The organism is Pantoea sp. B9002, from assembly GCF_013385945.1.
In the GTDB taxonomy this organism is placed as follows: domain Bacteria; phylum Pseudomonadota; class Gammaproteobacteria; order Enterobacterales; family Enterobacteriaceae; genus Pantoea.
The window spans coordinates 237-24,974 of record NZ_JACAPA010000048.1 but is presented as its reverse complement, the minus strand read 5'-3'; the positions used below and the strand labels follow the sequence as shown (position 1 = coordinate 24,974).

Annotated in this window: 9 protein-coding genes; 8 read left to right on the top strand and 1 reads right to left on the bottom strand. The window is 57.3% G+C overall.

Going from position 1 to position 24,738, the window contains the following annotated elements; genetic code table 11:
• Window positions 1-212: 212 nt before the first annotated feature.
• The 8 genes from HX773_RS21275 to HX773_RS21235 all read left to right on the top strand — a co-directional run bounded on the left by HX773_RS21275 (window position 213) and on the right by HX773_RS21235 (window position 23,165).
• Window positions 213-10,709, top strand: a complete 10,497-nt coding sequence (locus HX773_RS21275; RefSeq protein ID WP_176973206.1) for an Ig-like domain-containing protein — start codon at window positions 213-215, stop codon at window positions 10,707-10,709.
• Between the two features lie 118 nt (window positions 10,710-10,827).
• The gene (locus tag HX773_RS21270; RefSeq protein WP_176973205.1) at window positions 10,828-11,715 is read left to right on the top strand and encodes an OmpA family protein; all 888 of its coding nucleotides are present in this window, start codon (window positions 10,828-10,830) and stop codon (window positions 11,713-11,715) included.
• Window positions 11,716-11,800: 85 nt separating this feature from the next.
• Complete coding sequence (locus HX773_RS21265; protein WP_176973204.1) at window positions 11,801-12,670, top strand: hypothetical protein; 870 nt, start codon at window positions 11,801-11,803, stop codon at window positions 12,668-12,670.
• Window positions 12,671-12,819: 149 nt separating this feature from the next.
• Window positions 12,820-15,132: a type I secretion system permease/ATPase gene (locus tag HX773_RS21260; protein ID WP_176973203.1), complete on the top strand. Its 2,313-nt coding sequence runs from the start codon at window positions 12,820-12,822 to the stop codon at window positions 15,130-15,132.
• A 10-nt stretch (window positions 15,133-15,142) separates the two neighbouring features.
• Window positions 15,143-16,372 (top strand): HlyD family type I secretion periplasmic adaptor subunit, encoded by a 1,230-nt coding sequence (locus HX773_RS21255; protein WP_176973202.1) that lies wholly within the window; start codon window positions 15,143-15,145, stop codon window positions 16,370-16,372.
• A 3-nt stretch (window positions 16,373-16,375) separates the two neighbouring features.
• Window positions 16,376-18,244 carry a TolC family protein gene (locus tag HX773_RS21250; RefSeq protein ID WP_255433289.1) on the top strand — a complete coding sequence of 623 codons (1,869 nt, stop codon included), beginning with the start codon at window positions 16,376-16,378 and terminating at the stop codon, window positions 18,242-18,244.
• Window positions 18,245-18,306: 62 nt separating this feature from the next.
• Window positions 18,307-19,011, top strand: coding sequence for a response regulator transcription factor (locus tag HX773_RS21245; protein ID WP_255433288.1), 705 nt, complete (start codon window positions 18,307-18,309; stop codon window positions 19,009-19,011).
• 1,535 nt (window positions 19,012-20,546) lie between these two features.
• Window positions 20,547-23,165 (top strand): autotransporter outer membrane beta-barrel domain-containing protein, encoded by a 2,619-nt coding sequence (locus HX773_RS21235; RefSeq protein WP_176973201.1) that lies wholly within the window; start codon window positions 20,547-20,549, stop codon window positions 23,163-23,165.
• Between the two features lie 313 nt (window positions 23,166-23,478).
• Here HX773_RS21235 and HX773_RS21230 read toward each other — a convergent pair.
• The coding region (locus HX773_RS21230; protein WP_176973200.1) for an Ig-like domain-containing protein at window positions 23,479-24,738 on the bottom strand (1,260 nt) is incomplete at its 5' end.

Below are 24,738 nucleotides of genomic sequence, written 5' to 3'. Positions count from 1 at the left end.
ATGGTGCTTTGATTGTTTTAGTCCCTGTCTTTTGAGCGGCTCACTGTTTGATTCAAATATTCGAGAAATGTCTCTGCAAGGAATTTTCCTAGACGGGGTGATGATTTACCCATCTGGCGAACTCCCTCATCGGGGATGTGTGTTCCAGGCTGTCTTTTGCGCCGCCGCAGCGGCTGTCGCAAAGAACCAAACTCACATAAAGGAAAGTTTCAATGAGTGTAATTCCTGTTAACGCGGCCGTCGTGCACGATAATACGATAGTCAAAGCAGAAGTGTTAACCGCAGGTAAAGCGGTCAAGATTAAAGCCATTCCCGGTGCAAAATACGTACTGGCCGAGGGTGAAAACGGCGTCGCGCCAGAAAACATTACGCTCAGGCGTGTCGGTAAGAACCTGCATGTCATCCTTGAAGGTTCAGACATAGAGCATCCGGAATTGATCATCGAAGGTTTTTATGATCATCCAGGCGAGCTGGTCGGTAAGGGCGAAGATGGCCAGTGGCACGAATACATTGCCACCAGTGGTGAAGAGAAAGACGACGCCGCATTCCTGATGGACGGTGAAATCAGCGGTGTGGCACTCGGGGCGAATACCATCGCCGGTCTGGATGGCCTGGCGATGGCGGCCACGGCGATTTCACCGGCGCTTATCGCGCTCGGTATGCTGGGCGCGCTGGCTGCAGCAGCGGGTCTGGGTTATCTGGCTGGCCGCCGTGACAGCGACGACAATGCAAATAGCCGCTCTGGCGGCGGCGAGGGCGACGCTGGCGGTATCGGGGGTCGCATTCCTTCCGTCGGTTCAGTAATTGACGATTTTGGCAGCATCACCGGCCCGCTCAACAGCGGCGATGTGACCGATGACAGCACGCCGACCTTTAACGGCAGCGGTACGCCGGGCAACACCATTGAGATCTGGGATGGCGAAACCAAGCTGGGTGAAGTGGCCGTAGGCGGTGACGGCAGCTGGAGCTACACGCCACCGCCGCTGGAGCATGGCAATCACACCATTATCATTGTTGAGCGCGATCCTGAAGGTAACACCAGCCTGCCTTCAGAAGGCTTTGAGCTGATTATCGATTTAGAAGCCCCAGACCGTGCCGAACTGAATGAAGTCTGGGATGACGTGGCTCCCGGCGTAGGCCCGGTGGAGAATGACGGCAGCACCAACGATCAGCAGCCCGAGTTTCGCGGCAAGGCAGAGCCGAATGCCACGGTTGAAATCATCCTGAACGGCGAAGTGGTTAAGGTGGTTCCGGTTGATGCGAACGGCGACTGGACCTGGACACCGGATGCGCCACTGCCGGAAGGTCACTACAGCGTTGAACTGGTGGTGGTGGACACCGCCGGCAACCCGAGCCTGACCACGCCACCCTTTAACTTCGAAGTCGACATTACGCCGCCGGTGATGGTGCCGGGCGCATTTGATCTTGATAACGTCATTGATGATGTCGGCCTTAAAACCGGCCCTATCTCCAGCGGTGATATCACTGATGATAATCGTCCAACCTTTAATGGTGGTGGACTGGTTCCCGGTAACACCGTTGAAGTCCACGATTCTGTCACTGGCGAGCTTGTTGGTACTACCATTGTTAAAGCCGATGGCAGCTGGACGTTTACGCCAGAAGCCGACATGAGCGAAGGCCCGCACAGCATCTCCATCATCATTGTTGATCCGGCGCAGAACCGCAGCGAGCCGAGCCCGGCCTTTGAGTTTACCGTTGACACCGTTCCGCCACCGAAGCCTACCGGCAGCCAGTTTGAAGGCGCCTGGGATGACGTGGGTGAAATCGTCGGCCAGATTGAAGCCGGCAGCAGCACCGATGACAGCCGCCCTGAATTTAAGGGCACCGGCTTAACGCCGGGCCACATCGTACATATCCGCGAGGACTTCTTTGGCGAAATGGGTACCGCCATCGTTGATGCCAACGGCAACTGGACGTGGACGCCAGAAGTGGATAGCCCACTGAGCAATGGCGACTACGTGTTTGAAATTGTCATTGAAGATGAGGTGGGGCGCGTCAGCGAGCCGAGCGATCCGCTCGACTTTACCGTCGACCTTACCCCGCCGGGACAGCCGCTGATCACCGAGTTGTGGGACGACCAGGGCGCGGTGACCGGCCCTATCGACAGCAGCGTGCCGACCGACGACGCCCAGCCTGAAATCCGCGGCACCGCGGATGCGGGTAGTAAAGTGTGGGTCTACATTGACGGCGTGCTGGAAGGCACGGTGATGGCCGATGCTGACGGCAGCTGGACGTTTACACCAGAGCGCCAGTTAAGCAACGGCGCGCACATCATCACCGCGCAGGCCAGCGACAGCGCGGGCAACCGCGGCCAGGTGTCCGAACCGTTCGATCTGATCGTACAGGCCGGCGGGATCCCGGACTCACCGGCCATCACCGGCGTGATTGACAACGTGGCGGGCGGCATCGTCGGCAACATCGCCCCGGGCGGCGTCACTAACGATCCGCGTCCAGAGGTGCAGGGTACCGCCCCGGCCGGTACCGTGGTTAACGTCACGATTGACGGCGTATCCATTGGCAGCGTGACGGCAGATGCAGACGGCCGCTGGAGCATCGTCTCCGATCGCGATCTGGCTACCGGTGAACACGTTATTGTCGCTGAAGCGGTCAACGGCCTGACGCCGCCCTCCGGCGAATACATTATCCACGTTGACGTGACGGCGCCTGCCGCTGCGGGCGATCTGGAACTGATTGATGACGTGCCGGACATTGTCGGGCCAATCAACTCCGGCGACACCACCGACGACCGCACGCCTACCTTTAACGGCACGGCGGAGCCAGACGCCATCGTGTATATCCGCGATAACGGCGTCATCATCGGCAGCGTACGCACCGAAGACGACGGCAGCTGGAGCTGGACCACGCCGCCTCTGAGCGAAGGCGAACACAGCTTTGACGTGATCGTCGCAGACCAGGCCGGCAACGAAAGCCAGCCCTCCACGCCAATTGATTTCATCGTTGACACCAGCGCGGTGCTGATCGCCATTGATTCAGCCACCGACAACGTCGGCGCGATTCAGGGTCCGTTAAGCAACGGCGCGGTTACCGATGACGCCACGCCGACGCTGCGCGGTCAGGCGACACCGAACGCGCTGGTCACGATTTACGTTGACGGCACCGCCGTGGGCTCTGTAATGGCGAACGGCCGCGGCGAGTGGACCCACACCCCGACGCTGACCGAAGGCGAGCACCGTATCACCGCCACGGTCACCACCCCGGCGGGCGGCGAAAGCGCGCCAACCGGTGAGTTTGTCCTCATCGTAGACCTTACCCCGCCGGCGAAACCGGCTATTGACGCCATTCTTGATGACGTGGGTCACATTCAGGGCCCGCTGGCCAACCCGGCCATCACCGATGACCCTACGCCAACGCTGACCGGCAGCAACGTCGAGCCGCACGCGCTGGTGATCATTTATAACAACGGCCAGCGTATCGGCAGCCAGCAGGCTGACGCGGACGGCAACTGGCGCTGGACGCCTGACCCGGGCCTGAACGAGGGTCGCCATGAATTCAGTGTGGCAGTGCAGGACCAGGCGGGCTGGATCTCTGAGCGTTCTGACAGCTGGGTGATTGAAGTCGACACCGTTGCACCGGGCATTCCGAGCACCGGACCGGGCGGGGCGCTGGAAGGCGCGTGGGATGACGTGGGCCCGCACACCGGCCTGATCGACGACCTGACCGACGATGACCGTCCGACCTTCGCCGGCGGCGGCCTTGAGCCGGGCGACACCGTGGAGATCTGGGACGACTTCGGCGGCAACAAGCAGATTATCGGCACCGCCATCGTGGATGAAGACGGCAACTGGAATTTCACTCCGGAGCCGGGTAACGAGCTGGACGACGGCGACCACGCGGTGAGCATCATCATCGTTGAGCCTTCAGGCCAGCGCAGTCCGGAGAGCGAGGCCATTGAGTTCGAGGTTGACACCGTGGCCCCGGCCGCGCCGGTGATCACCGGCGTGACCGACGCGAACGGCCCGGTCACCGGCGGCAGCACCGACGATCCGCACCCGCTGATCAGCGGCACCGCGGAGGCGGACGCGCTGATTGAGATCTACGACACCGACGGCACGCTGCTGGGCACGGCGCAGGCCGACGCGGGCGGCAACTGGAGCTTCCGTCCGGAGCGTCCGCTGGCGCAGGGCGAGCACGCGCTGACGGCGACCGCGCAGGATAAGGCGGGCAACACCAGCCTGCCGTCGAATCCGTTCGACCTGGCGCTGGTCGGCGGCGGCATCACGCCGGACGTGGCGATTGTGGCGGTACTGGACGACGAGCTGGCGCACGTGGGGCCGATCCAGCAGGGCGGCCTGACCAACGACGCGACGCCAACCGTGCAGGGTACCGGCACGCCGGGCACCGTGGTGCACCTGTTTGACGGCAACACCTTCCTTAACTCGGTTACCGTGGGCGCGGACGGCCGCTGGAGCCTCACCACCCCGGCGCTGGCCTCGGGTGAGCACACCCTGAGCGCGCGTCCGGTGCTGGCCGACGGTACGCTGGGCCAGGCGACGGGCGGCTGGACCATCACCGTTGACCTCGACGCGCCGGACCCGGCGAGCGACGTAACGCTGTGGGACGACGAGAACGACAACCCGGCGGTGGAGGTGCCGCAGGACGGCACGACTGACGACCCGACGCCGACGCTGAAGGGCAAGGCGGAAGAGGGCGCGACGGTCATCGTGCGTGACCAGGACGGCAACGTCATCGGCACGGACGTGGCGGACGCGAACGGCGACTGGAGCGTGACGCCAACCACGCCGCTGGAAGACGGCGACCACAGCCTGACGGTGGAAGTGGTTGACGCGGCGGGCAACTCGGGCGGCGAGCGTCCGGCGATTGACTTTACGCTGGACACCTCCGGGCGCGTGGTATCGATTACCCACGTGGCGGACGACGAGGGCGCGCTGACCGGCGACCTGGCGAGCGGCAGCCGCACCGACGACACCACGCCGGTGGTGCACGGCCGCGCGACGCCGAACAGCGTCGTGACCGTGCTGGTAGACGGCGTGGCTGTGGGCTCTGTGCAGACCAACGCGTTCGGCCACTGGGCGCTTGAGCTGACGCTGAGCGAAGGGACCTACAGCATAACCGCCAGCGTCACGGCGCCGGGCGGTGCCACCACCGTGACCAGCCCGTTTGAGCTGAGCGTGGACACCACCGGGCCGGCGCGCGCGGTGATAGATAACGTGGTGGACGACGTGGGCGCGGTGCAGGGCAACCTGACCAACCCGGGCCGCACGGACGACAGCACGCCGACGCTGCAGGGTCGCGGCACGCCGGGCGAGACGGTGAACGTCTACGTAGACGGCGTGAAGATTGACAGCGTGCCGGTGAATGCGGACGGCAGCTGGAACTACACGCTGCCGCCGCAGCAGGACGGCACCTACGAGATAGAGGTGAGCTTCAGCGACGACGTGGGCATTGAAGGGCCGCGCTCGGAGGCGTGGGAAGTGACGGTTGACACCGTACCGCCGGCCGGTGCAATTACCGGCGCGGCGAACGACAACGACCCGTCGGACATCGTCGACGTGGTGAACGGCGGCTGGACCAACGACACCACGCCGGTGCTGCGCGGCACGGGCGAAGCGGGTGCGGTGGTGACGCTGCACGACGCGAACGGCACGGCGCGCGGGTCTGCTATCGTGGGCGCTGACGGTACCTGGCGGGTGACGGTTGCCCCGGCACTGGCCGAGGCCTCGCACACGCTGACGGCGACCTTTGACGACGGCGTGCACCAGACGGTGAGCGCACCGTGGGTGGTGAACGTGGACACCACGGCACCGCCGGCTGGCACCATCAGCGAAATTATTGACAACTTTGGCCCGGTCACCGGCGCGATAGGGCGCGACGGCATCACCGATGACCGCACGCCGACGCTGCGCGGCACGGGCGAGCCGCTGAGCTGGGTATACATCTACGACGGCAACGGCACCGTTGTGCTGGGGTCGGTACAGGTAGGGGCTAACGGGCGGTGGGAAGTGGAGCTGGCTCCGCAGAACGACGGTACCTACAACTTTACCGCGGCGTTCGTGGACCGCGCGGGCAACGCCGCGCCGGCGCGCGCCGACTCCTGGCCGATCACCATCGATACCGTACCGCCGACCGGTGCGATCACCGGCGTGGTCAACGACAACGATCCGCTGAACCCGGTGACGGTGGCGAACGGTGGGTTGACTAACGATCCAACGCCGCTCTTCAGCGGTACGGGCGAAGCGGGCACGACGGTGACGCTGCACGACGCGAATGGCACGCCTCGCGGATCTGCGATTGTAGGGCCAAACGGCACGTGGCAGGTGACTGTCTCACCAGCGCTGGGCGAGGGCAGCCACAGGCTGACGGCGACCTTCGACGACGGGGCGAACCAGACGGTAACGGCACCGTGGGTGGTGAATATCGACACCGTGGCACCGACCGGCGCTATCACCGACATCATTGATGACTTCGGTGCTGTGACGGGATCCATCGGGTCCGGCGGTCGTACCGACGACAACACGCCAACCCTGACCGGGACGACTGAGCCGCTGGCGATGGTGTATATCTACGACGGCGTTAACCCGACTCCGGTTGCGTCAATGCAGGCGGGCGCGGACGGACGCTGGAGCATCACCGTGCCAGTGCAACCGGACGGCACTTACACCTTCCAGGCCGAGTTTGTAGACCCGGCGAACAACAGCAGCGGCAAAATTGATGCCTGGCCGATCACTATCGATACCGTACCGCCGGTGGGCGCCATCACCGGCGTGGTCAACGACATTGACCCGTCGAACCCGGTGGCAGTTGCCAACGGCGGCTGGACGAAAGACACCACGCCTGTCTTCAGCGGTACGGGTGAGGCGGGTACCACGGTTACGCTGCACGACGCGAACGGCGTGGCGCGTGGCTCGGCCATTGTCCAGCCGAACGGCACGTGGCAGGTGACGGTGGCCCCGGCGCTGGCCGAGGCATCGCACAACCTGACGGCGACCTTTGACGACGGCGTGAACCAGACCGTAACGGCACCGTGGGCGGTGAACGTGGATACCACGGCACCGACCGGCACCATTACCGATATTATTGATGATTTCGGGGCGGTGACGGGATCGGTGGGCGCTAACGGCCGCACCGACGACAACACGCCGACCCTGACCGGTACCACCGAAGCGCTGGCGATGGTGTATATCTACGACAGCCGTGGCGGTAATCCGATTGCGTCGGTGCAGGCGGGCGCGGACGGGCGCTGGAGCGTGACGTTACCGACGCAACCGGACGGCACCTATACCTATCAGGCGCAGTTCGTTGACCGGGCGAACAACGCCAGCGGCAAGATCGACGCATGGCCGATCACCATCGATACAGTAGCGCCGGTGGGCGCGATCACCGGCGTGGTCAACGACATTGACCCGTCGAACCCGGTGGCGATTGCCAACGGCGGCTGGACGAAAGACACCACCCCTGTCTTCAGCGGCACGGGTGAGGCGGGCACTACAGTGACGCTGCACGATGCGAACGGCGTGGCGCGCGGCTCGGCCGTTGTTCAGCCGAACGGCACGTGGCAGGTGACGGTGGCCCCGGCGCTGGCGGAGGGCAGCCACGGGCTGACCGCGACCTTTGACGACGGCGCGAACCAGACCGTAACGGCACCGTGGGCGGTGAACGTGGACACCACGGCACCGACCGGCACCATTACCGACATCATTGATGACTTCGGGGCGGTGACGGGATCGGTGGGCGCTAACGGCCGTACCGACGACAACACGCCGACCCTGACCGGCACGACCGACGCGCTGGCAATGGTGTATATCTACGACAGCCGTGGCGGTAATCCGATTGCGTCGGTGCAGGCGGGCGCGGACGGGCGCTGGAGCGTGACGTTACCGGCGCAGCCGGACGGCACCTATACCTATCAGGCGCAGTTCGTTGACCGGGCGAACAACGCCAGCGGCAAGATCGATGCGTGGCCGATCACCATCGATACCGTACCGCCGGTAGGCGCGATCACCGGCGTGGTCAACGACAACGATCCGTCGAACCCGGTGGCGGTAGCTAACGGTGGACTGACCAACGACTCAACGCCGGTCTTCAGCGGCACTGGCGAGGCGGGCACTACGGTGACGCTGCACGACGCGAACGGTACGCCTCGCGGCTCGGCCATTGTCCAGCCGAACGGCACGTGGCAGGTGACGGTGGCCCCGGCGCTGGCCGAGGCATCGCACACCCTGACGGCGACATTTGACGACGGCGTACACCAGACCGTAACGGCACCGTGGGCGGTGAGCGTGGATATGACGCCACCGACCGGCACCATTACCGACATCATTGATGACTTCGGAACGGTGACGGGATCGGTGGGCGCTAACGGCCGCACCGATGACAACACGCCAACCCTGACGGGCACGACCGAAGCGCTGGCAATGGTTTACATCTACGACAGCCGTGGCGGTAATCCGATTGCGTCAGTGCAGGCGGGCGCGGACGGGCGCTGGAGCGTGGCGCTACCGGCGCAGCCGGACGGCACCTATACCTATCAGGCGCAGTTTGTTGATCGGGCGAACAACGCCAGCGGCAAGGTTGACGCGTGGCCGATCACCATCGATACCGTACCGCCGGTGGGCGCGATCACCGGCGTGTTGAACGACAACGACCCGGCGAATCCGGTGGCGGTGACCAACGGCGGGCTGACCAACGATCCAACGCCGGTCTTCAGCGGAACGGGCGAGGCGGGCACCACCGTGACGCTGCGTGACGCGAACGGAACGGCACGCGGCTCGGCCATTGTCCAGCCGAACGGCACATGGCAGGTGACGGTGGCCCCGGCACTGGCCGAGGCGTCGCACACCCTGACGGCGACCTTTGACGACGGCCTGCACCAGACGGTGACGGCACCGTGGGTGATAAACGTGGACACCACGCCGCCGACGGGCACCATTACCGACATCATTGATGACTATGCGGGTGCACGCGGCGATGGTGCCACCGGGTCGATTCCAGTCAATGGGCGTACCGATGACAACACGCCAACCCTGACGGGCACGACCGAAGCGCTGGCGATGGTCTATATCTACGACAGCCGTGGCGGCAATCCGATTGCGTCGGTTCAGGCGGGCGCAGACGGTCGCTGGAGCGTAACCTTACCGGCGCAGCGTGACGGCACCTATATCTATCAGGCGCAGTTCGTAGACCGGGCGAACAACGCCAGCGGCAAGGTTGACGCGTGGTCGTTCACCATCGACACCACGCCGCCAGCGGTGGGCAGCATTACCGGCCTGTTTGACGATGCAGGTGCCTCAACGGGTCTGCGACCCAATACGGGCGCGCAGATTGTCACCGATGACATGACCCCGGAAATCCGCGGCAGTGGCGGCGTCGTGGGCGACCTGGTCATCCTGTGGAGCGGCAACACGGCGGTGGGTTCTGTGGTAGTGACTGCAGCGGACGGCACGTGGAGCATTACGCCAGCGCTTGCAAACAACGCCACGCATAACCTGACGGCGACCTTTGAGGACGACCTGGGTAACCGCAGCGGGCATACGGCACCGGTACAGGTGAGAATTGAGCCGGATGCGCCGGTGGCGCCTGTCTATGCAGGTGTTGCTGAAGACTGGGAGAGTTATGGTGGGGCGGGATCTTTCAACGCAACGAATGGTCGCACGTTTGGTGGAGGCATGTTCCAATTTACATCTGGAGGTGGCGGTGTTAGTGCCGTGGGATATTCAAAAGGGACAAATCAGACCGGTCATGTATTACCTAACCCCAACGTTATACAGGGGGAGTCAAGCTGGAAATTGAATTATGCATTGCAAACAGCCAACCCAAATGCTTCTTCTGTTCTGAATAATTTCAGAATATTAAATGGAGGCGTGGACTCACTAACGATAGAAATGGGTATATATACCAATATTCCGACTAACCCTGTGACAGATCATAGAATCCGATTTAGAGATTCTACTGGAAGAGTGTATGTTGGACTTGCAAACCCATATGTCTCATATATACCCGTTCAGTATAGAACGGCATTGTGGGGGGTTGGAAACGGTGTGAATGATCCCATTAATGCTACCGTTTATACGTGGAGGTTTACAATTACGCCACCTAAAGGTGTCAAAGTTATTGAATTTGGATATGAAACATTTCCTGGTCTTGTTTCAAATGTTTGGGATATATCGTACGGTACTTATCCATCAACTTTACAGACTTTTGCAGGTGATGAAGAAAAAGAGAATGAGCATGATATAGCTGCAGCTCTTCAGCATGAGAATGATTCAAAACTAACTCCGGTTTTGGAGCAGAAAGCAGAACAACATTTAGAGCAATCTCTGGCTCAGCCAGCGCTCGAAGACGGCCTGCTAATCCTTGACGGTGCAGACCAGGTTATCGATCTCAGCAACGTCGACCCGGCGCAACAGCGAATTGAGGTGATTGACATTACCGGCAGCGGCGATAACACCCTGCATATCAGCCTCGGCGATATTCTGGCGCACGGTGATAAAGACCTGTTTATTGCCGACGGCAGCGTGCAGTTGATGATCAACGGTGACGAAGGTGACGTGGTTAACCTCGATGACATGCTCAACGGTACCGATCCGGGAGACTGGGCCAAAGAGACCGGCGTGGTGGAAGTGGCGGGCGTGCGTTATGAAGTCTACAAACACAGCACCGTCAACGCCGAGCTGTTAGTTCAGGAGGGTGTCCAGACCAACCTGATCTGACCAGCAGCATCTTAACGCATGTAAATGACCGGGCTGGCCTGAACGGCAGCCCGGCAGCATGCAACACCATTCCACTCATCTAATTTCCGACTCCCTTTGCGGGAGCCGTGGAGACGTTATGACTCTATTTAAAATCAGCGCGCTGTCACTGGTACTGAGCAGCGCCTTATTCACCGTTCAGGCGGCGGTCAAACCTGAAGCCTACGCGCACAGCTACCAGCCGGTGGCGAGCGTGGGTAAAACCCAGGCGCAGATCGTGTTCTACCGCGAAAGCGACGAACATCCGGGCGGCGCCAATATTTATATTGACGGCGAGTTCCAGTCAGCGCTGTTAGCCAACGGCTATACCACCTTCTGCGTGGCACCGGGCGACCACAGCGTTGGGGCATTCGTCAAAGATGCGCCGTCGTATCAGGGCAAAGCCACTCAGCCGTGGCGCAGCACGCTGGAAGGCGGGCGTACCTACTTTCTGCGCTTAGGTGACGGTGTTACCGGTCTGCCGCAGGCGGTACGCCGGGCGGATGCCGAACAGGTGCTGCAGGCGATGCGTAAGCAGAATCACACGCTGTCGCGCGCCTCAGCGGTGGAAGCCTGTCAGTACACCGAAAAGCAGTTTAAAGATTACACGCTGTCCAGCGACGTGCTGTTCCCGTTCGGTAAGTCTGAACGTGGCAGCCTGACGCGTGAAGGCGATCGCGCCATTACTGAGTTAGTGCAGCAGATCCGCCGCGAGAACCACACGCTGCGAAACGTGGTGGTCACCGGCCATACCGACCAGATCGGTTCGGCTGCGGCCAACGACAAGCTGGGCCAGCGCCGTGCGGCCACGGTGCGTCTGATGATGATTCAGGCGGGGATTCCGGCGCGGGACATCACGGCCAGCAGCGCCGGGATGAACGAACCACTGGTGCAGCACTGCGCCGGTAACAAGGCGGAGCAAATCGCCTGTTATGCGCCGAACCGCCGCGTCACCATTCGCGTCGACGGCAGCGCCGCCAGCGAGTAACGCCTTTCTTTTTGTCCCAACGCAGCGATGGCCGCTCCCGGCATCGCTGCTTTTTCATTCCTCTAGCGAAAGAGAATAAATCCTGATGGCTATTATCCGTTTCGGATGGCGCTGCGGGTTGGCCGCACTTTCCCTCGCCGCCGCCGCTGAAGCCGCTATACACACACCCTCACGCCCCTTGTTTGCTGAAAAATTTGATATCACCTTACCGGTGGTTAACCAACTTGCTCAGGTGATTTATTACCGTGAGCGCAGCGAATTCCAGCAGCTTACAGGCGCTAATGTATACGTTGACGGCGAATTTCATACCACGCTATTGCCAGGCGGCTACACCGCATTCTGCCTGCGACCGGGCAGGCACCAGTTGGGTGCCTACTTCACCCAGGGCGCGCATTATCCAGGTAAAAACACCCATCTGTACCAAGCCGATCTGCAGGGAGGCAGCACCTATTTCCTGCGCGTCAATGAACTGGGCGTAACCGAGCCACAGTCAGTGGATCGGATACAGGCCGAAGCCAGCCTGCAAAGCATCCATCGTCAGGCGCACATGCTCAACCGGGCCACCCAGATTCAGGCCTGTGCTTACGATCGCGACCGCGAGCAGGCAACGCGACAATACACCATCGATATTGCGGTGTTGTTCTCGCCGGGCAGCAGCACGTTGTCTGAGCCAGGACGAGAAGCACTCCGGGATCTGGCGCTGACCATCAGGCAGGATCTCAACCGCATCAATCAGGTGGATGTATTGAGTCAATCCCGCGATCAGCATGGCAATGTGTTAGCGGATAGCTTGCGTCAGCAGCGTGCAGAGATTATTCGTAATCAGTTGATCTACAACGCAGTTCCTTCCGAACTGGTCGCTATTTCCGCCACGGTACAGTCAGATGTCAAGCCGCAAACCTGCATCGGTGAGTGCGCGGTGCCGCAGCAGCAGATTGTGGTTTACGCACGCTAATCGATAAGAAATGTCCCAATAAGGACTGGATTCGGGAAATGTCTTGCGTAGGTTTTTGACCTCTCTCTGTCAGAATTTTCTCCATTACGCAAAAGCGTCTGCATCACCGACTTTTTGCTTTGGAATTATGATCTGACAGAGAGATAACTATGCAACAAGGCACTGACACTACGGAGCAGACGGAAGTCGTGGAAGCCAAGGCGTTTACCCGCCTGGACGACAGCTTGCTCAAAAGTGTCTCATGGGTTTGTCACCACTACGGTCTTGATAAATCCGATGAGGCGCTGCTGGCGGGACTTCCGCACGGCAACTTACTCTCCCCCTCACTGGCATTGCAGGCACTGGAAAATGCCGGCATGGCGGGCGGTCTGGTTGAACGCGGCGCGCATGAGCTGCCTGAGCAGGTGATGCCAATCATCCTGTTGCGTGAAGGTTCCGGTGGCTGTGTGCTGCTGTCACGCGGCGTGGCAGAAAATGCCGAAGGCAAAAAAGAGTACGCCTATCAGATCATCATGCCGGAAGTCACCGACAAGCCGGTTCAGATCCTGCACAGCGAGCTGACCCAGTATTACACCGGTTACGCCATTCTGGTGAAGCCTGTGGCTAAAGTTGATAAGCGTGAAGAAGACATGCTGCCGCAACCGAGCGGTCACTGGTTGTTCAGCACCTTATGGCGCTATCGCCGCTACTACCGCAGCACCGCCATTGCCGCCGTCCTCATTAACGTGCTGGCACTGGCCTCCATCTTCTTCACCATGAACGTATATGACCGCGTGATCCCCAACCAGGCATTTGTCACCTTATGGTCACTGGCCATTGGCGTGGTGATCGCCATGATCTTTGAAGCCGTCACGCGCTATATCCGCGCCCATCTGCTGGATGTGGCCGGAAAAAAAGCGGATTTGGTGATAGGCAGCATGTTGTTCCGCCAGGCGATGTCGATTCGCATGGAGCACAAGCCAGCCTCGTCGGGCTCATTTGCTAACCAGATTCGTGAATTCGAATCGGTACGTGATTTTATCGCCTCGGCCACGCTTTCTGCCATTACCGACCTGCCGTTTACCCTGATGTTTGTTGGCGTGATTTTCGTCATCGGCGGTGCGCTGGGCTGGGTGCCGATGATGATGATCCCGCTGATCATTATTGTCAGCGTCATCATCCAGTGGCCACTTTCGAAGGTGATGAAAGAGAACCTGAAAGAGTCATCGCTGAAACAGGGCGTGTTGATCGAATCGATTGAAGGGATCGAGACCCTCAAATCCACCGGCGGCACTTCATGGATGCAGCGTCGCTGGCAGAATTTCAGTGCCTTGCAGTCTGCTACGGGCATGAAATCCAAAAGCTATTCGGCGATGGCCACCGGTTCGGTTGCGTTCTTCCAGCAGCTGCAAACGGTGATGCTGATCGTTATCGGCGTGCATCTGATTGATGCCGGCACGCTGACCATGGGTGCGTTGATCGCCACGGTGATGCTTTCAGGTCGTGCGACTGCGCCTTTAGGCCAGGTGGTGGGCTTAGCGATTCGTTACCAGCAGGCCAAAGCGGCAATGGATTCCCTCAACAAATTGATGGAAATGCCGGTTGACCGCGATACGGCCCAGGATTATCTGCCCAACCCCGAGGTTACCGGCCAGATCGCGCTGAAAGCGGTGGACTTCTCCTATCCTGCGCCTCCAATGCAGCCAAATCCGGCGGTGCTGACAAAAGTGTCCCTTAACATTAACGCAGGTGAACGCGTCGCCATCTTAGGCCGTATCGGCAGTGGTAAATCGACCCTGCTGCGCCTGATTGCGCGTCTGTATCAACCGACCGGCGGACAGATGTTTGCTGATGGCCTGGACGTTAATCAGATTGACCCCGCCGACTGGCGTAAAGCGGTCGGCTATGTCGGCCAGGATGCACGCCTGTTCTGCGGCACCCTGCGTGAAAACGTGATGATTGGCTGCCAGGACGCCACGCCGCGTGAGTTGTTACGTGTGCTGAAGCTGACCGGCCTGGATCAGGTAGCGGCTCGACATCCTGCCGGCATCAATCTGCCGGTTGGCGAGGGCGGCGACGGTTTATCCGGCGGTCAACGCCAGCTGGTTTCTCTGGCGCGTACGCTGCTGGCAAACCCGACCTTGCTGCTGATGGATGAGCCGACCAGCGCGATGGATAACATGACCGAACAGTTATTCATTCAGCAGCTGCATAAAGCGATTCAGGGCCAGACGTTGATTGTGGTGACCCATCGTCCGTCATTACTGGCGCTGGTTGACCGCATCATCATCGTCGAAGAGGGCAAGGTGGTAAAAGACGGCCCGAAAGAGAAGGTGCTGGCCGAACTGCAGGGCAAACCGGCGGCGAAAAAACAGCCGGTGGCGGCCACAGACGCGGTTAACGCGCCTCCGACAGCCAGCCAGGCAGCCATCCCAGCGGCGAATGAACCTGCTGCTGATGCCCAGCAACCTAACTTAGCCTGAGAGACTGAACATGTTGTTTAAAAAGAAAAAACCACAACTATCCAGAGCGGACGCCGCCTTTATGGATGACGTTCAGGAGTCGCTGCTGGCACAAACCACGCCCGGCTCCAAACTGGTGCTGTACATGATTGTGGTGGTGCTTATTGGTGGCCTGACGTGGGCGAAGTTTGCTCGCGTGGAAGAGATTACGCGCGGTGAAGCGAAGATCATTTCTAAGAGCCGTGAGCAGGTGATTCAAAGCCTGGAAGGCGGCATTCTCGCGAGCCTGAATGTGCATGAAGGTGACGTAGTCGAACGCGGCCAGATGCTGTTACAGATCGATCCTACTCGCGCGCAGTCAAGCTATCGTGAGGCGCTGTCCAAAGTAATCGGGCTGAAAGCCACCATCGCCCGTTTGCGCGCCGAAGCCTATTCATTGCCGCTGAAGTTTGATGAGCAAGTCATGCAGGACCCGGGAGTGGTTGAGCAGGAAACCCGTGCCTATAACGCGCGACTGCGGGCATTAGATGACAGCGTGGCTTCTCTTCAACGCAGCCACGCGCTGGCTTCCCGCGAGATCCGGATGTCGGAACCGCTGGCGGCAAAAGGATTGTTGTCAGAAGTGGAAATGCTGCGTATGCGTCGCCAGGCCAACGACATTCTTTCGCAGGTTACCGAGCGCAAAAACCGTTATCAGGCTGAAGCGAACTCCGAGCTGATCAAGCTGGAACTTGAACTTTCGCAAACCACCGAAAACCTGGTGGGACGCGCCGACATCGTGGACCGCACCACCGTTACGGCACCGGTACGCGGCACCATTAAGAATGTACGTGTCAGTACGATTGGCGGGGTTATTCAGCCCGGCGAACACATTATGGAAATCATCCCGCTGGAAGATCAGCTGCTGGTAGAAACCCAGATTCGTCCTTCAGATGTGGCCTTCCTGCGTCCTGGCTTAAAAGCCACGGTGAAAATCACCGCCTACGATTACGCCATTTACGGCGGGTTGACCGGTGTGGTGGAAAATATCAGTCCCGATACGTTAAAGGACGATCAAAAAGCTGCCGCAGGCCGCCCTGATGCGATTTATTACCGCGTGATGGTGTTGACCGATAACAGCCATCTTGAGGCGGGCGGCAAACAGTTGCCGATTATTCCCGGCATGGTTGCCAGCGTTGAAATCAAAACCGGTGAAAAAACCATTCTTGATTACTTACTTAAACCGGTGCTGAAAGCCCGTGAAGCCTTCCGGGAGCGCTAACAGATGTCGCAACGTAATATGAAAAAAAGTCCTTATAACGTTAAGCTGCTGACGCTGGCGATTGTCGCCGCGCTGAGCGGAATGGCCAGCCTGCCGGTTATTTCAGCCAGCGACGACGATGAGCTGTTGATGTTTATTCAGGTGGCACCGTCGAGTCCGGTTGCGTCTGCCGCTAAACCGGTGGCACCGGCATCGGTTGCCGCGCCAGCCGTTAGGACGATGCCGGTGGCTGCGGCCCCCGCTGTTCCGGCACGCGTTGAAGCGCCGCAAAGCGCTCCCCGGCGCACGGCTCCGGCTGCCAACTGGGTGAACCCATCGCTTTCCGGCAGCTTCTTCAATCGCCCTGTGGCACCGGTCAAACCCGAGCCGCAGCCAGTAAAGCCACTGGTGCAGCCGCCAGTGACACAGACCACTGTGGCGCAGCCGCCAGTCACATCGCAAAGGCCGCTATTTCAGCCGGTGCAACCCGCAACCGCGCCGGTAAGGGCTCCGTTGGACGCACCGTCTGCTGTATCTTTACCAACAAGTAGCGCCAGCACTTCGTCCTATTTCCGCGAGGTCAACACCGCGGCGCAGCCAGCGTTAACGCCGATGCCTTCGGTGCCGCGCGAGGTCGCTACGCCGCGTCGTACGGCAGCGAATGCGCCGTCAGAAGCCGAAATTAAAACCTTGTTTGCGAACGCGGTGCGTCAGTCATTGCGCATCAGTCCACGCATCAGCAGTTCACGCTCACAAGCGGCGGCGGCAGAAAGCAGTGTTGATGAAGCAAAAGGCCAGCGCTGGCCGCAGGTTGATCTTACCAGTAACAGCAAAAGCCTCTATTTTGGCAGCGGCACCCGCAATGGTGGCAGCAGCAGTGATGTTCCTTCCGTGGGCATTAATGTTGCGACCACGTTGTATGACTTCGGCCAGACCAGTAACACCATTAAAACGCGTCAGGATCAGGCGCGTGCCGCAACGGTAAGCATCGCGGCTGAAGAAGAAAACACCGCGTGGGAACTGAGTAATGCGATGATTGAGCTCAACAAGCAGCGTCTGATCATTGCACTCAGCGAGGATTTTGTTGCCCGCATGAAAGAATTAACGGCGATGTTGAGCGGCATTGTTGCGGTAGATAAAGGACGCAGCAGCGAATTAACCCAGGCGAAAGGGCGTTTACTGACGGCTCAATCGTCGCTGGATGCGGCCGTTTCGCGCGCCCGTGATACCGAGATTGTTATTTATCGCCTGCTGGGTGAATCACAGGTTGCGCTGCCAGCTGCCGCGCAATGGAATATGAGTTTACCTAACCTGAATGGTCAGCTGGCACGGCTGGATCGTCACCCGACCATCCTCAAAGCAAAAGCCGATGCGCAGGCCTCGCTTTCTGAAGCCGCAGCGGTTCGTTCATCCGGTTTGCCAAGCCTGAACTGGGTAGTGAGCAAAAATACCGGGGAAGATGAGCTTGGCCGCACGCAGGCCTTCCAGACCGGTCTGCAAATGAGCTGGGGACTGTTCCGTGGTGGCTCAAACAGTGCAGCTGAACGTGCTGCGCTGGCGCGCGCGGAGGCAAATCGCCATTTAGTGGATGAGCAGCATCGCGATCTTGAGCAGCGTGTTCGCGCGGCTAATCAGGATGCCGGATCGTTACTGGAACGCGCTGACTTGTACCAGAACCTGAAAGTGGAGTCAGATCGTATCCGGTTGGCTTTCTTTGAACAGTGGTATCATTTAGGCAAGCGCACCTTACTGGATGTGCTCAGCGCGGAATCTGACTACTATAATAATCGGGTCAGTGAAGTCAGCAGTCGTTTCGATGGTTATGCCGCTATTATGCGTAGCTATGCCAGTTCAGGACAATTGATCGAATGGCTGAACACGCCAGGTCGTTAACACCTTTTGGGGTATGACGCCACAGCATTTGTTGCGGTTTCCCCTTACTCTTACGGATGAAAATGATGTTAAATAAAAATCCCCCGATTAAAGTGGCGATCCTGGATGACCATCCACTTATTCGCAAAGCGTTACACTACAGCCTGGAATATGAGTTAGACCTGAATTTGGTCGGTATGTACAAAAATCGGCAGGAAATCACGTCAGCTTTACAAAATGGCGAGATTGATCTGTTAGTCCTGGATTATTTGCTGGCTGAAGAGGATTTCGATGGTCTGCAGCTGGTTAAACATTTTCGCCTGCACTATCCAAAACTGAAAATATTGGTCTCGTCGGCCATTGAAAGCCCAGCGGTGGTCAATCAGGTGATTAAAGCCGGCGTGATGGGCTTTGTGGGTAAAAGCAAAGAGCAGGAAGAATTGATTGCGGCTATTCGTAAAGTAGCGTCCGGTAAACGTTATCTCAGCACCGATATGCAGCACGAGCTGGATATGTTTAATGAGCCAGACGCTGATATGTATCCCTATATCGCTCCGAGTGTGCGTCCCGGTGGAAAAGATATTGAGATTCTGGTGCGTGAACTCACCCCGCGTGAGATGGAGGTAATTCGCTGTTATCTTGCTGGTCTGAATATTACGCAAATTGCCGAGAAGTTTAATCGCAGTCGTAAAACCATCAGCGGCCAAAAGCAGGGTGCGCTGCGTAAGCTTGGCATGAAATCTGATGTTGAGCTTTTCCGTTATCAGGATTTGATAATCGGGCTTTAAGCCCGTTTATTTCATTTTTGCGTTCTTATTATTATCTACTCTTGCTTTAAGTGTGAGCATACTGGCATGCAAAGGATTGCTGTAAGTATGCTTTTTATCTCCGCTAATTCCTCGTAAGGTCGCTATGCATATCGGCTCTGCCTCTGCCTGCCTCATACCGTTGTCGACGCCCAATATCCTTTAAATTAGTCATTATAATTACAGCCAATTCCTATTTTCGAGAAATGTCTCGCCAAGCATTTAAGCACGCTCCCCCTAGAATAGGCCATCAGTAAGAAATTCCTTACCTGGCCATGATTCTTAATAGCAGGAGAAGTGCCATGCGCATATCGAAGCCATCAACTATTCATTCATCACCGCCGGTGGCTGATATTACAGTGCCGACATTTTCTTTAAATGCATTAACCCTTTGTCTTTTTTCACTGAGCATAGCCTTTGGGAGTGCTGCCTCAGCGGAGGTCTGGGATTTCACCTCAAATCGCACGGAAGATATTGCCAATCAACGCAAAGAGATTAATGGCTTAAGTGTGGGCAATAACATTGCTGCTAACGTCACCGGCAAGGGCGGCACCCTTGTTTATAACGGCACCAGTGATTTGTTGATCGGTGGTGATAGAGCCAATACCAGTACTAGTTTAGGAATGGGGGGGTTATCCCATTTTGTTTTCGAAAACCCATTAGGTTCTATGATTATTTCAGGGCGTAGCACAGGTAATAATTCTGATAACTCTGGTCATACCCACGCTGTTGTCACCCTCGCGGATGAAACAAATACGATATCAGCAAAAATGTTAGGTGTAGGCTCTATTAACCGATCATCAAGTGGTTATATGATTAACTCTGGTGTACTCATATTGGGCAAGACGAATATATTCAATATAGAAACACTGATGCTGGGAAATAATCAGAGTACTGGTGTAGTAGTATTTAATGCATCGATCGATAGCGGAATATTAGTGTTGCGTGGAACCAATGGTATTGATGCAGTGAAGAATATCGATATTGGTACCGGCACCAACAGCAACTTCACCGGATCTACAGGTTCTTTAAACACCCAAAATGGGACACTTAGTGCGAAAGTGAATACGCTTACGATTGGTACTGCTAGATATGGCTCCCAGTCGGCACGAGGAACACTGAGTATGGGCGCTGGGCTATTAGAAGTTGATCAATTGCGATTAGGCGTAAGTGAACGTTCTTCAGGTACTGGAAGCGTGTTCGCTAATTTAAGTGTCAGTAATGGTGGAGTCATCAGGGCCAATACCATCACCATGGGCGATATCATCAGTGGACCCGGCTCCATGATCGCGCGCATTGCTGTTGAAAGTGGCGCGCTATTGCGCGCAGGTAACATCCTAAGCGGTAATGGTATCGCGACAAGAGAGATCAGCTTAAATGATGGTACCTTAGCCAATTTTAGCGTCAACGACGATTTGCGAACTGATGTGCCAATAATGCTTGGGGGCACTGGCACTTTCCTGGCTGACGGGACGGCTTCTACCATGGATATTTCAGGTCCAATAAGCGGCACTGGCATGCTAGTCAAAACCGGCGCAGGAACATTGAATCTAAGCGGTAATAATTCATGGAATGGTGGATCCCGCATCGAACAGGGCACGCTCTCTTTTGATAATGGTGTCAACCTCGGAAGCGGAACGGTCGAACTGAACGGCGGAACGCTGCTGTGGCAGACCGGCAATACCAGCGATATTTCAGATCGTCTTACCGTGGGCAGCAACGGTGGAATTATCAACGATAATGGTAACGATCTGACTTTCAACGGCGGCATCACCGGGAGCGGTGGGATGTTAGTCAAACAGGGCAGTGGCGCACTTATCCTGACCGGTGACAGCAGCCTGAACGGAACCTTGGTTATTGATGACGGTGTTGTACAGATTGGTAATGGTGGCACCTCCGGTAGTTTGCTGGGTGATATTGTTAATAACACGCAACTCATACTTAATCGTTCTGACGTACTGGCACTGACCAGCAACGTCGGCGGCAGTGGCGCCCTGGTACAAAGGGGAACGGGTAATAGCGTGGTGACCGGCGATCTCGGCCATACCGGCGGTACCCAAATTGAAGCGGGTAACCTACAAGTCGGTGATGGCGGCACGCGCGGCAATCTGGCCGGGAATGTGCATATTGCCTCCGGTGCCGGATTGCAGGTAAATCGTTCAGACGCCACATTATTGAACGGCGTCATCTCCGGCGAAGGACGTTTCGAGCAGATGGGCAGCGGCACTACCGTGCTTGGCGCGGATAACAGCTGGCGCGGCGGAACTACCATCACGAACGGCACGCTGCAGGTAGGAAATGGCGGCACCAGCGGCAGTATTACCGGCGATGTCGTCAATGTAGGTACGCTGCAGTTTAATCGCAGTGATGATATCACCTTCAGTAATGCAATCACCGGCAGCGGTGATGTGGTGCAACTGGGCAGAGGCACGCTGACGCTTGAGGGCGATCAAACTTATACCGGCGCGACGCGCGTTGAGAATGGCACTCTGCGTATTCAGGGCTCTGTGCAGTCTGATACCACTATTGCCGCAGCAGGTACGTTGACAGGTGAGGCAAAAATTTTCGGGTCACTGACTAATAGCGGGACGCTGCGCCCCGGTGCCGTTGGTGCGGCCGATTATCGCGCGATAACGGTGACGGGAGACTACACTGGCAACGACGGTGTGCTGGCACTGAACAGCTGGTTGGGCGCAGACGGTTCGCCAACAGACCAGTTGATCCTGGATGGCGGCCATGCCAGCGGTACCACGCGCGTTGCTATCACGAATACCAACCGCGGCGAAGAGTATACCTATGCCGACGGCATTCAGATTATTCAGGCGATAAATGGTGCAACCACCGAAGACGATGCCTTCCGTCTGGCTGGCGATACACGCAGCGGCGCGCTGAGTTATCGTCTGTTCCGTGGAAGTTTGAGTGGCGCAGATACGGATAGCTGGTATCTGCGTAATCAGTTCATTGTTGGCCCGGTTGACCCGGGGAAGCCTGTTGATCCAGGCGAAGGCGGTGACATCGTCGAACCGGTGAATCCCGAGCTGCCCTCCGAGCCTGGCGAAGATGTTGATCCGACTAAACCGGGTCGACCCGGTACAAGTTTGCCGTTAACCCCGCCACCGGCCGTATTGCCGCCGGGTGAGTATCCGGTGATCGGTCCTGCCGTGGCGACGTACGGTGTGGTTCAACCCGTTGCTCGCGAACTCGGCATGTTGACGCTGGGCACGCTGAGCCAGCGCGGCGGCGATATGGCACTGATGATCAACGATGCTGCGCAGGGGCCGGCGATGTGGACACGTCTGCTGGTGAGCGAAATAGATCATTCATATCAGGCCTTTGCTGCACCAACGGCAAAAGGCACGCTGGGCGGTTTACAGATAGGTGCCGATCTCTGGCAGGGCAGTTTCATTGAAGGACATCGCGAACGCTTTGGCCTGTATGCGGCACAAACCCGCGCCAATATCTCGGTTAGCGGTTTGGTGACAAACGAAGCGGGCACGCAATATGAACGCCAGAACACCGGTAAAGTAAAACTCACCGGTACCTCACTGGGCGGCTACTGGACGCATTATGGTCCGGGCGACAGCTATCTGGATGCTACAGTGCAGGGCACCCGCTATCGCGGTAGCGCAGCGAGTGAGTCAGGCAGCCTCGAGACGACAGGATATGGTCTGGTTGCTTCGCTGGAGAGCGGTTATCCGTTTGCCTTACCGTCATTCGGTGCGGGCTTTACCCTTGAGCCGCAAGCGCAACTCATCTGGCAGGAAACGCGCTTCAAAGACAGTGCAGATCGTCAGAGCAACGTTGCGTTAGGTAAAACCACCGGCACGACAGGACGCTTAGGTTTGCGCGCGAAATGGAGCATTGAAACGGCATCTGGCGCAGTGGTTGAACCGTTTGCCAGTGTCAATTACTGGCAAGACTGGAATGGCCGTTCTACTACGGTTTACGACGGGAAAGATAGTGCACCGCTGGCTTCATCAGCAGGGCGTATTAGCACCGAAGTGGGCGTGGGGAGCGGCTTGACGACTAATCTGAAAGTGTATGGTGCGTTGGGTTACCAGATGGGCGCATCCTCTTCTGCGCTCAAAGAGCGCGAGAGTTACAGCGCGGGCTTTGGCGTACGTTATTCGTTCTAAATAAAAAACAGCCAATAAAAACGGGCAGCTAAGGCTGCCCGTTTTTATTGTATCAATACCACTAAAATCTCGGTGCCATCTATCCAAATAACCTTAATGCTGACTTAAACTGTCACTTACTTTTAGACGGGCTATGACTATTTAGATATTGGTTTAATCATGCAGCTGACACATGATGTTATATTCTTAATATTTTTGACTGTTCTTCCAACGTTTTTTTACAGATCTGCACTGTAAAAAAAGCACTGCAAGTTATATCTGCAGTGCTTTAGCTATCCCATAAAGAGAATAAGTGGGAGGTTTACTGTGTTAACTAGTGTTGAGTTACGTCAATATTTTGCTCGGCTATTAAATCAACTTGTTTGTTGACTGGGAGGAAAAGCTGATGCTCATTTATATCTTGCTCGATAACTGATGTATCGTGCAATTCTTGGTCCATCAGATCATCGTTAATCAATAGCTCTGTATCATGATCTTCTGCAACCTCTGCAAACAAAGACGGTTCGCTCAGGGGCAAAATCTCTCTTTGTGTCAGGAAAATGGTTTCACTATTATCTTCTTCCATTCCAGGAACTGAATCCTGGAAGGTAAGTGTTGCGAGCTCATTTTCAAATGACGGAGCGCTGAATGTCATCACCGGACCAGCCAGTTCACTTGGCGCAATGGCAATATCATCAATCCAAAAATCATTTCCAGATCCAGTTGTCACCAAGTTATTGATTGCTAATGTCACTGTTCCTGTGATGTTTGATGTCCAGGAACCTTCAACCTTTTGTGGTGTATCAAGGACAGTAAAATAGTTACTCACCGGAACACCATCTACTGTTAATGCTAGCTGTGCAGGGTTTATTAGCGTGAAACTGGTGATCCGACTAAGGATAAAACTGAAATCATAGATTTTACCTGCCTCAACTTGTATCTGTAAGCTCATCACATCGGCAGCATAGTTTGCTCCGCCAGGGGTCGTAAACTCAAGTTGATAGCCACCATCACCTGTTTCAGTAGTGAATGTCGCACCGGGAGCAGCATGAGCACCATGGATTGTCCAACCATTAAACGTACCGTCATTAAAGTCCCATACCTGGCCAACCTGGAACGGATAGGTTTCATTCGAGGTCTGAATATTTCCTGCTTTATCGCTGGAGGAAATGGTCAAATTATGACGACCGGGAGACAGTTCGGGCAACGTCCAGCTCCAGTTCCCGTTTGCGTCAGCATGGAAAGAACCTAACGGAATATCGTTGTCATAAAGGATGACTAGCGCGAAAGGCTCGGCAGTGCCATGGAATTCAGGCGTGGTGTCATCTGTTACCCGGTCTCGCAATATTGTTTCTGTTAATGCACCAACATTGTCCGTTCCCGCTGTAATTGTTGCGGCCTGTAAAATTGTATCGACAGTAATCGTAAAGGCTGCAGACGGCATCGAAACGTTTCCTGCCGGGTCGGTGGCCCGCACGGTGAGCGCGTGGGCTCCCTCTGCAAAGCGCTCAGTGCTGCTGTACTGCCAGCTCCAGCTGCCGTCCGCGCCGGCGGTGACGCTGCCGACGGCGGTGCTGCCGTTAAAGACGGTCAC

What these genes read in the sequence shown, in the direction of transcription:
- HX773_RS21275 (WP_176973206.1), top strand. Translation starts at nt 213, where the DNA reads ATGAGTGTAATTCCTGTTAACGCGGCCGTCGTGCACGATAATACGATA.
- HX773_RS21270 (WP_176973205.1), top strand. Translation starts at nt 10,828, where the DNA reads ATGACTCTATTTAAAATCAGCGCGCTGTCACTGGTACTGAGCAGCGCC.
- HX773_RS21265 (WP_176973204.1), top strand. Translation starts at nt 11,801, where the DNA reads ATGGCTATTATCCGTTTCGGATGGCGCTGCGGGTTGGCCGCACTTTCC.
- HX773_RS21260 (WP_176973203.1), top strand. Translation starts at nt 12,820, where the DNA reads ATGCAACAAGGCACTGACACTACGGAGCAGACGGAAGTCGTGGAAGCC.
- HX773_RS21255 (WP_176973202.1), top strand. Translation starts at nt 15,143, where the DNA reads ATGTTGTTTAAAAAGAAAAAACCACAACTATCCAGAGCGGACGCCGCC.
- HX773_RS21250 (WP_255433289.1), top strand. Translation starts at nt 16,376, where the DNA reads ATGTCGCAACGTAATATGAAAAAAAGTCCTTATAACGTTAAGCTGCTG.
- HX773_RS21245 (WP_255433288.1), top strand. Translation starts at nt 18,307, where the DNA reads ATGATGTTAAATAAAAATCCCCCGATTAAAGTGGCGATCCTGGATGAC.
- HX773_RS21235 (WP_176973201.1), top strand. Translation starts at nt 20,547, where the DNA reads ATGCTAGTCAAAACCGGCGCAGGAACATTGAATCTAAGCGGTAATAAT.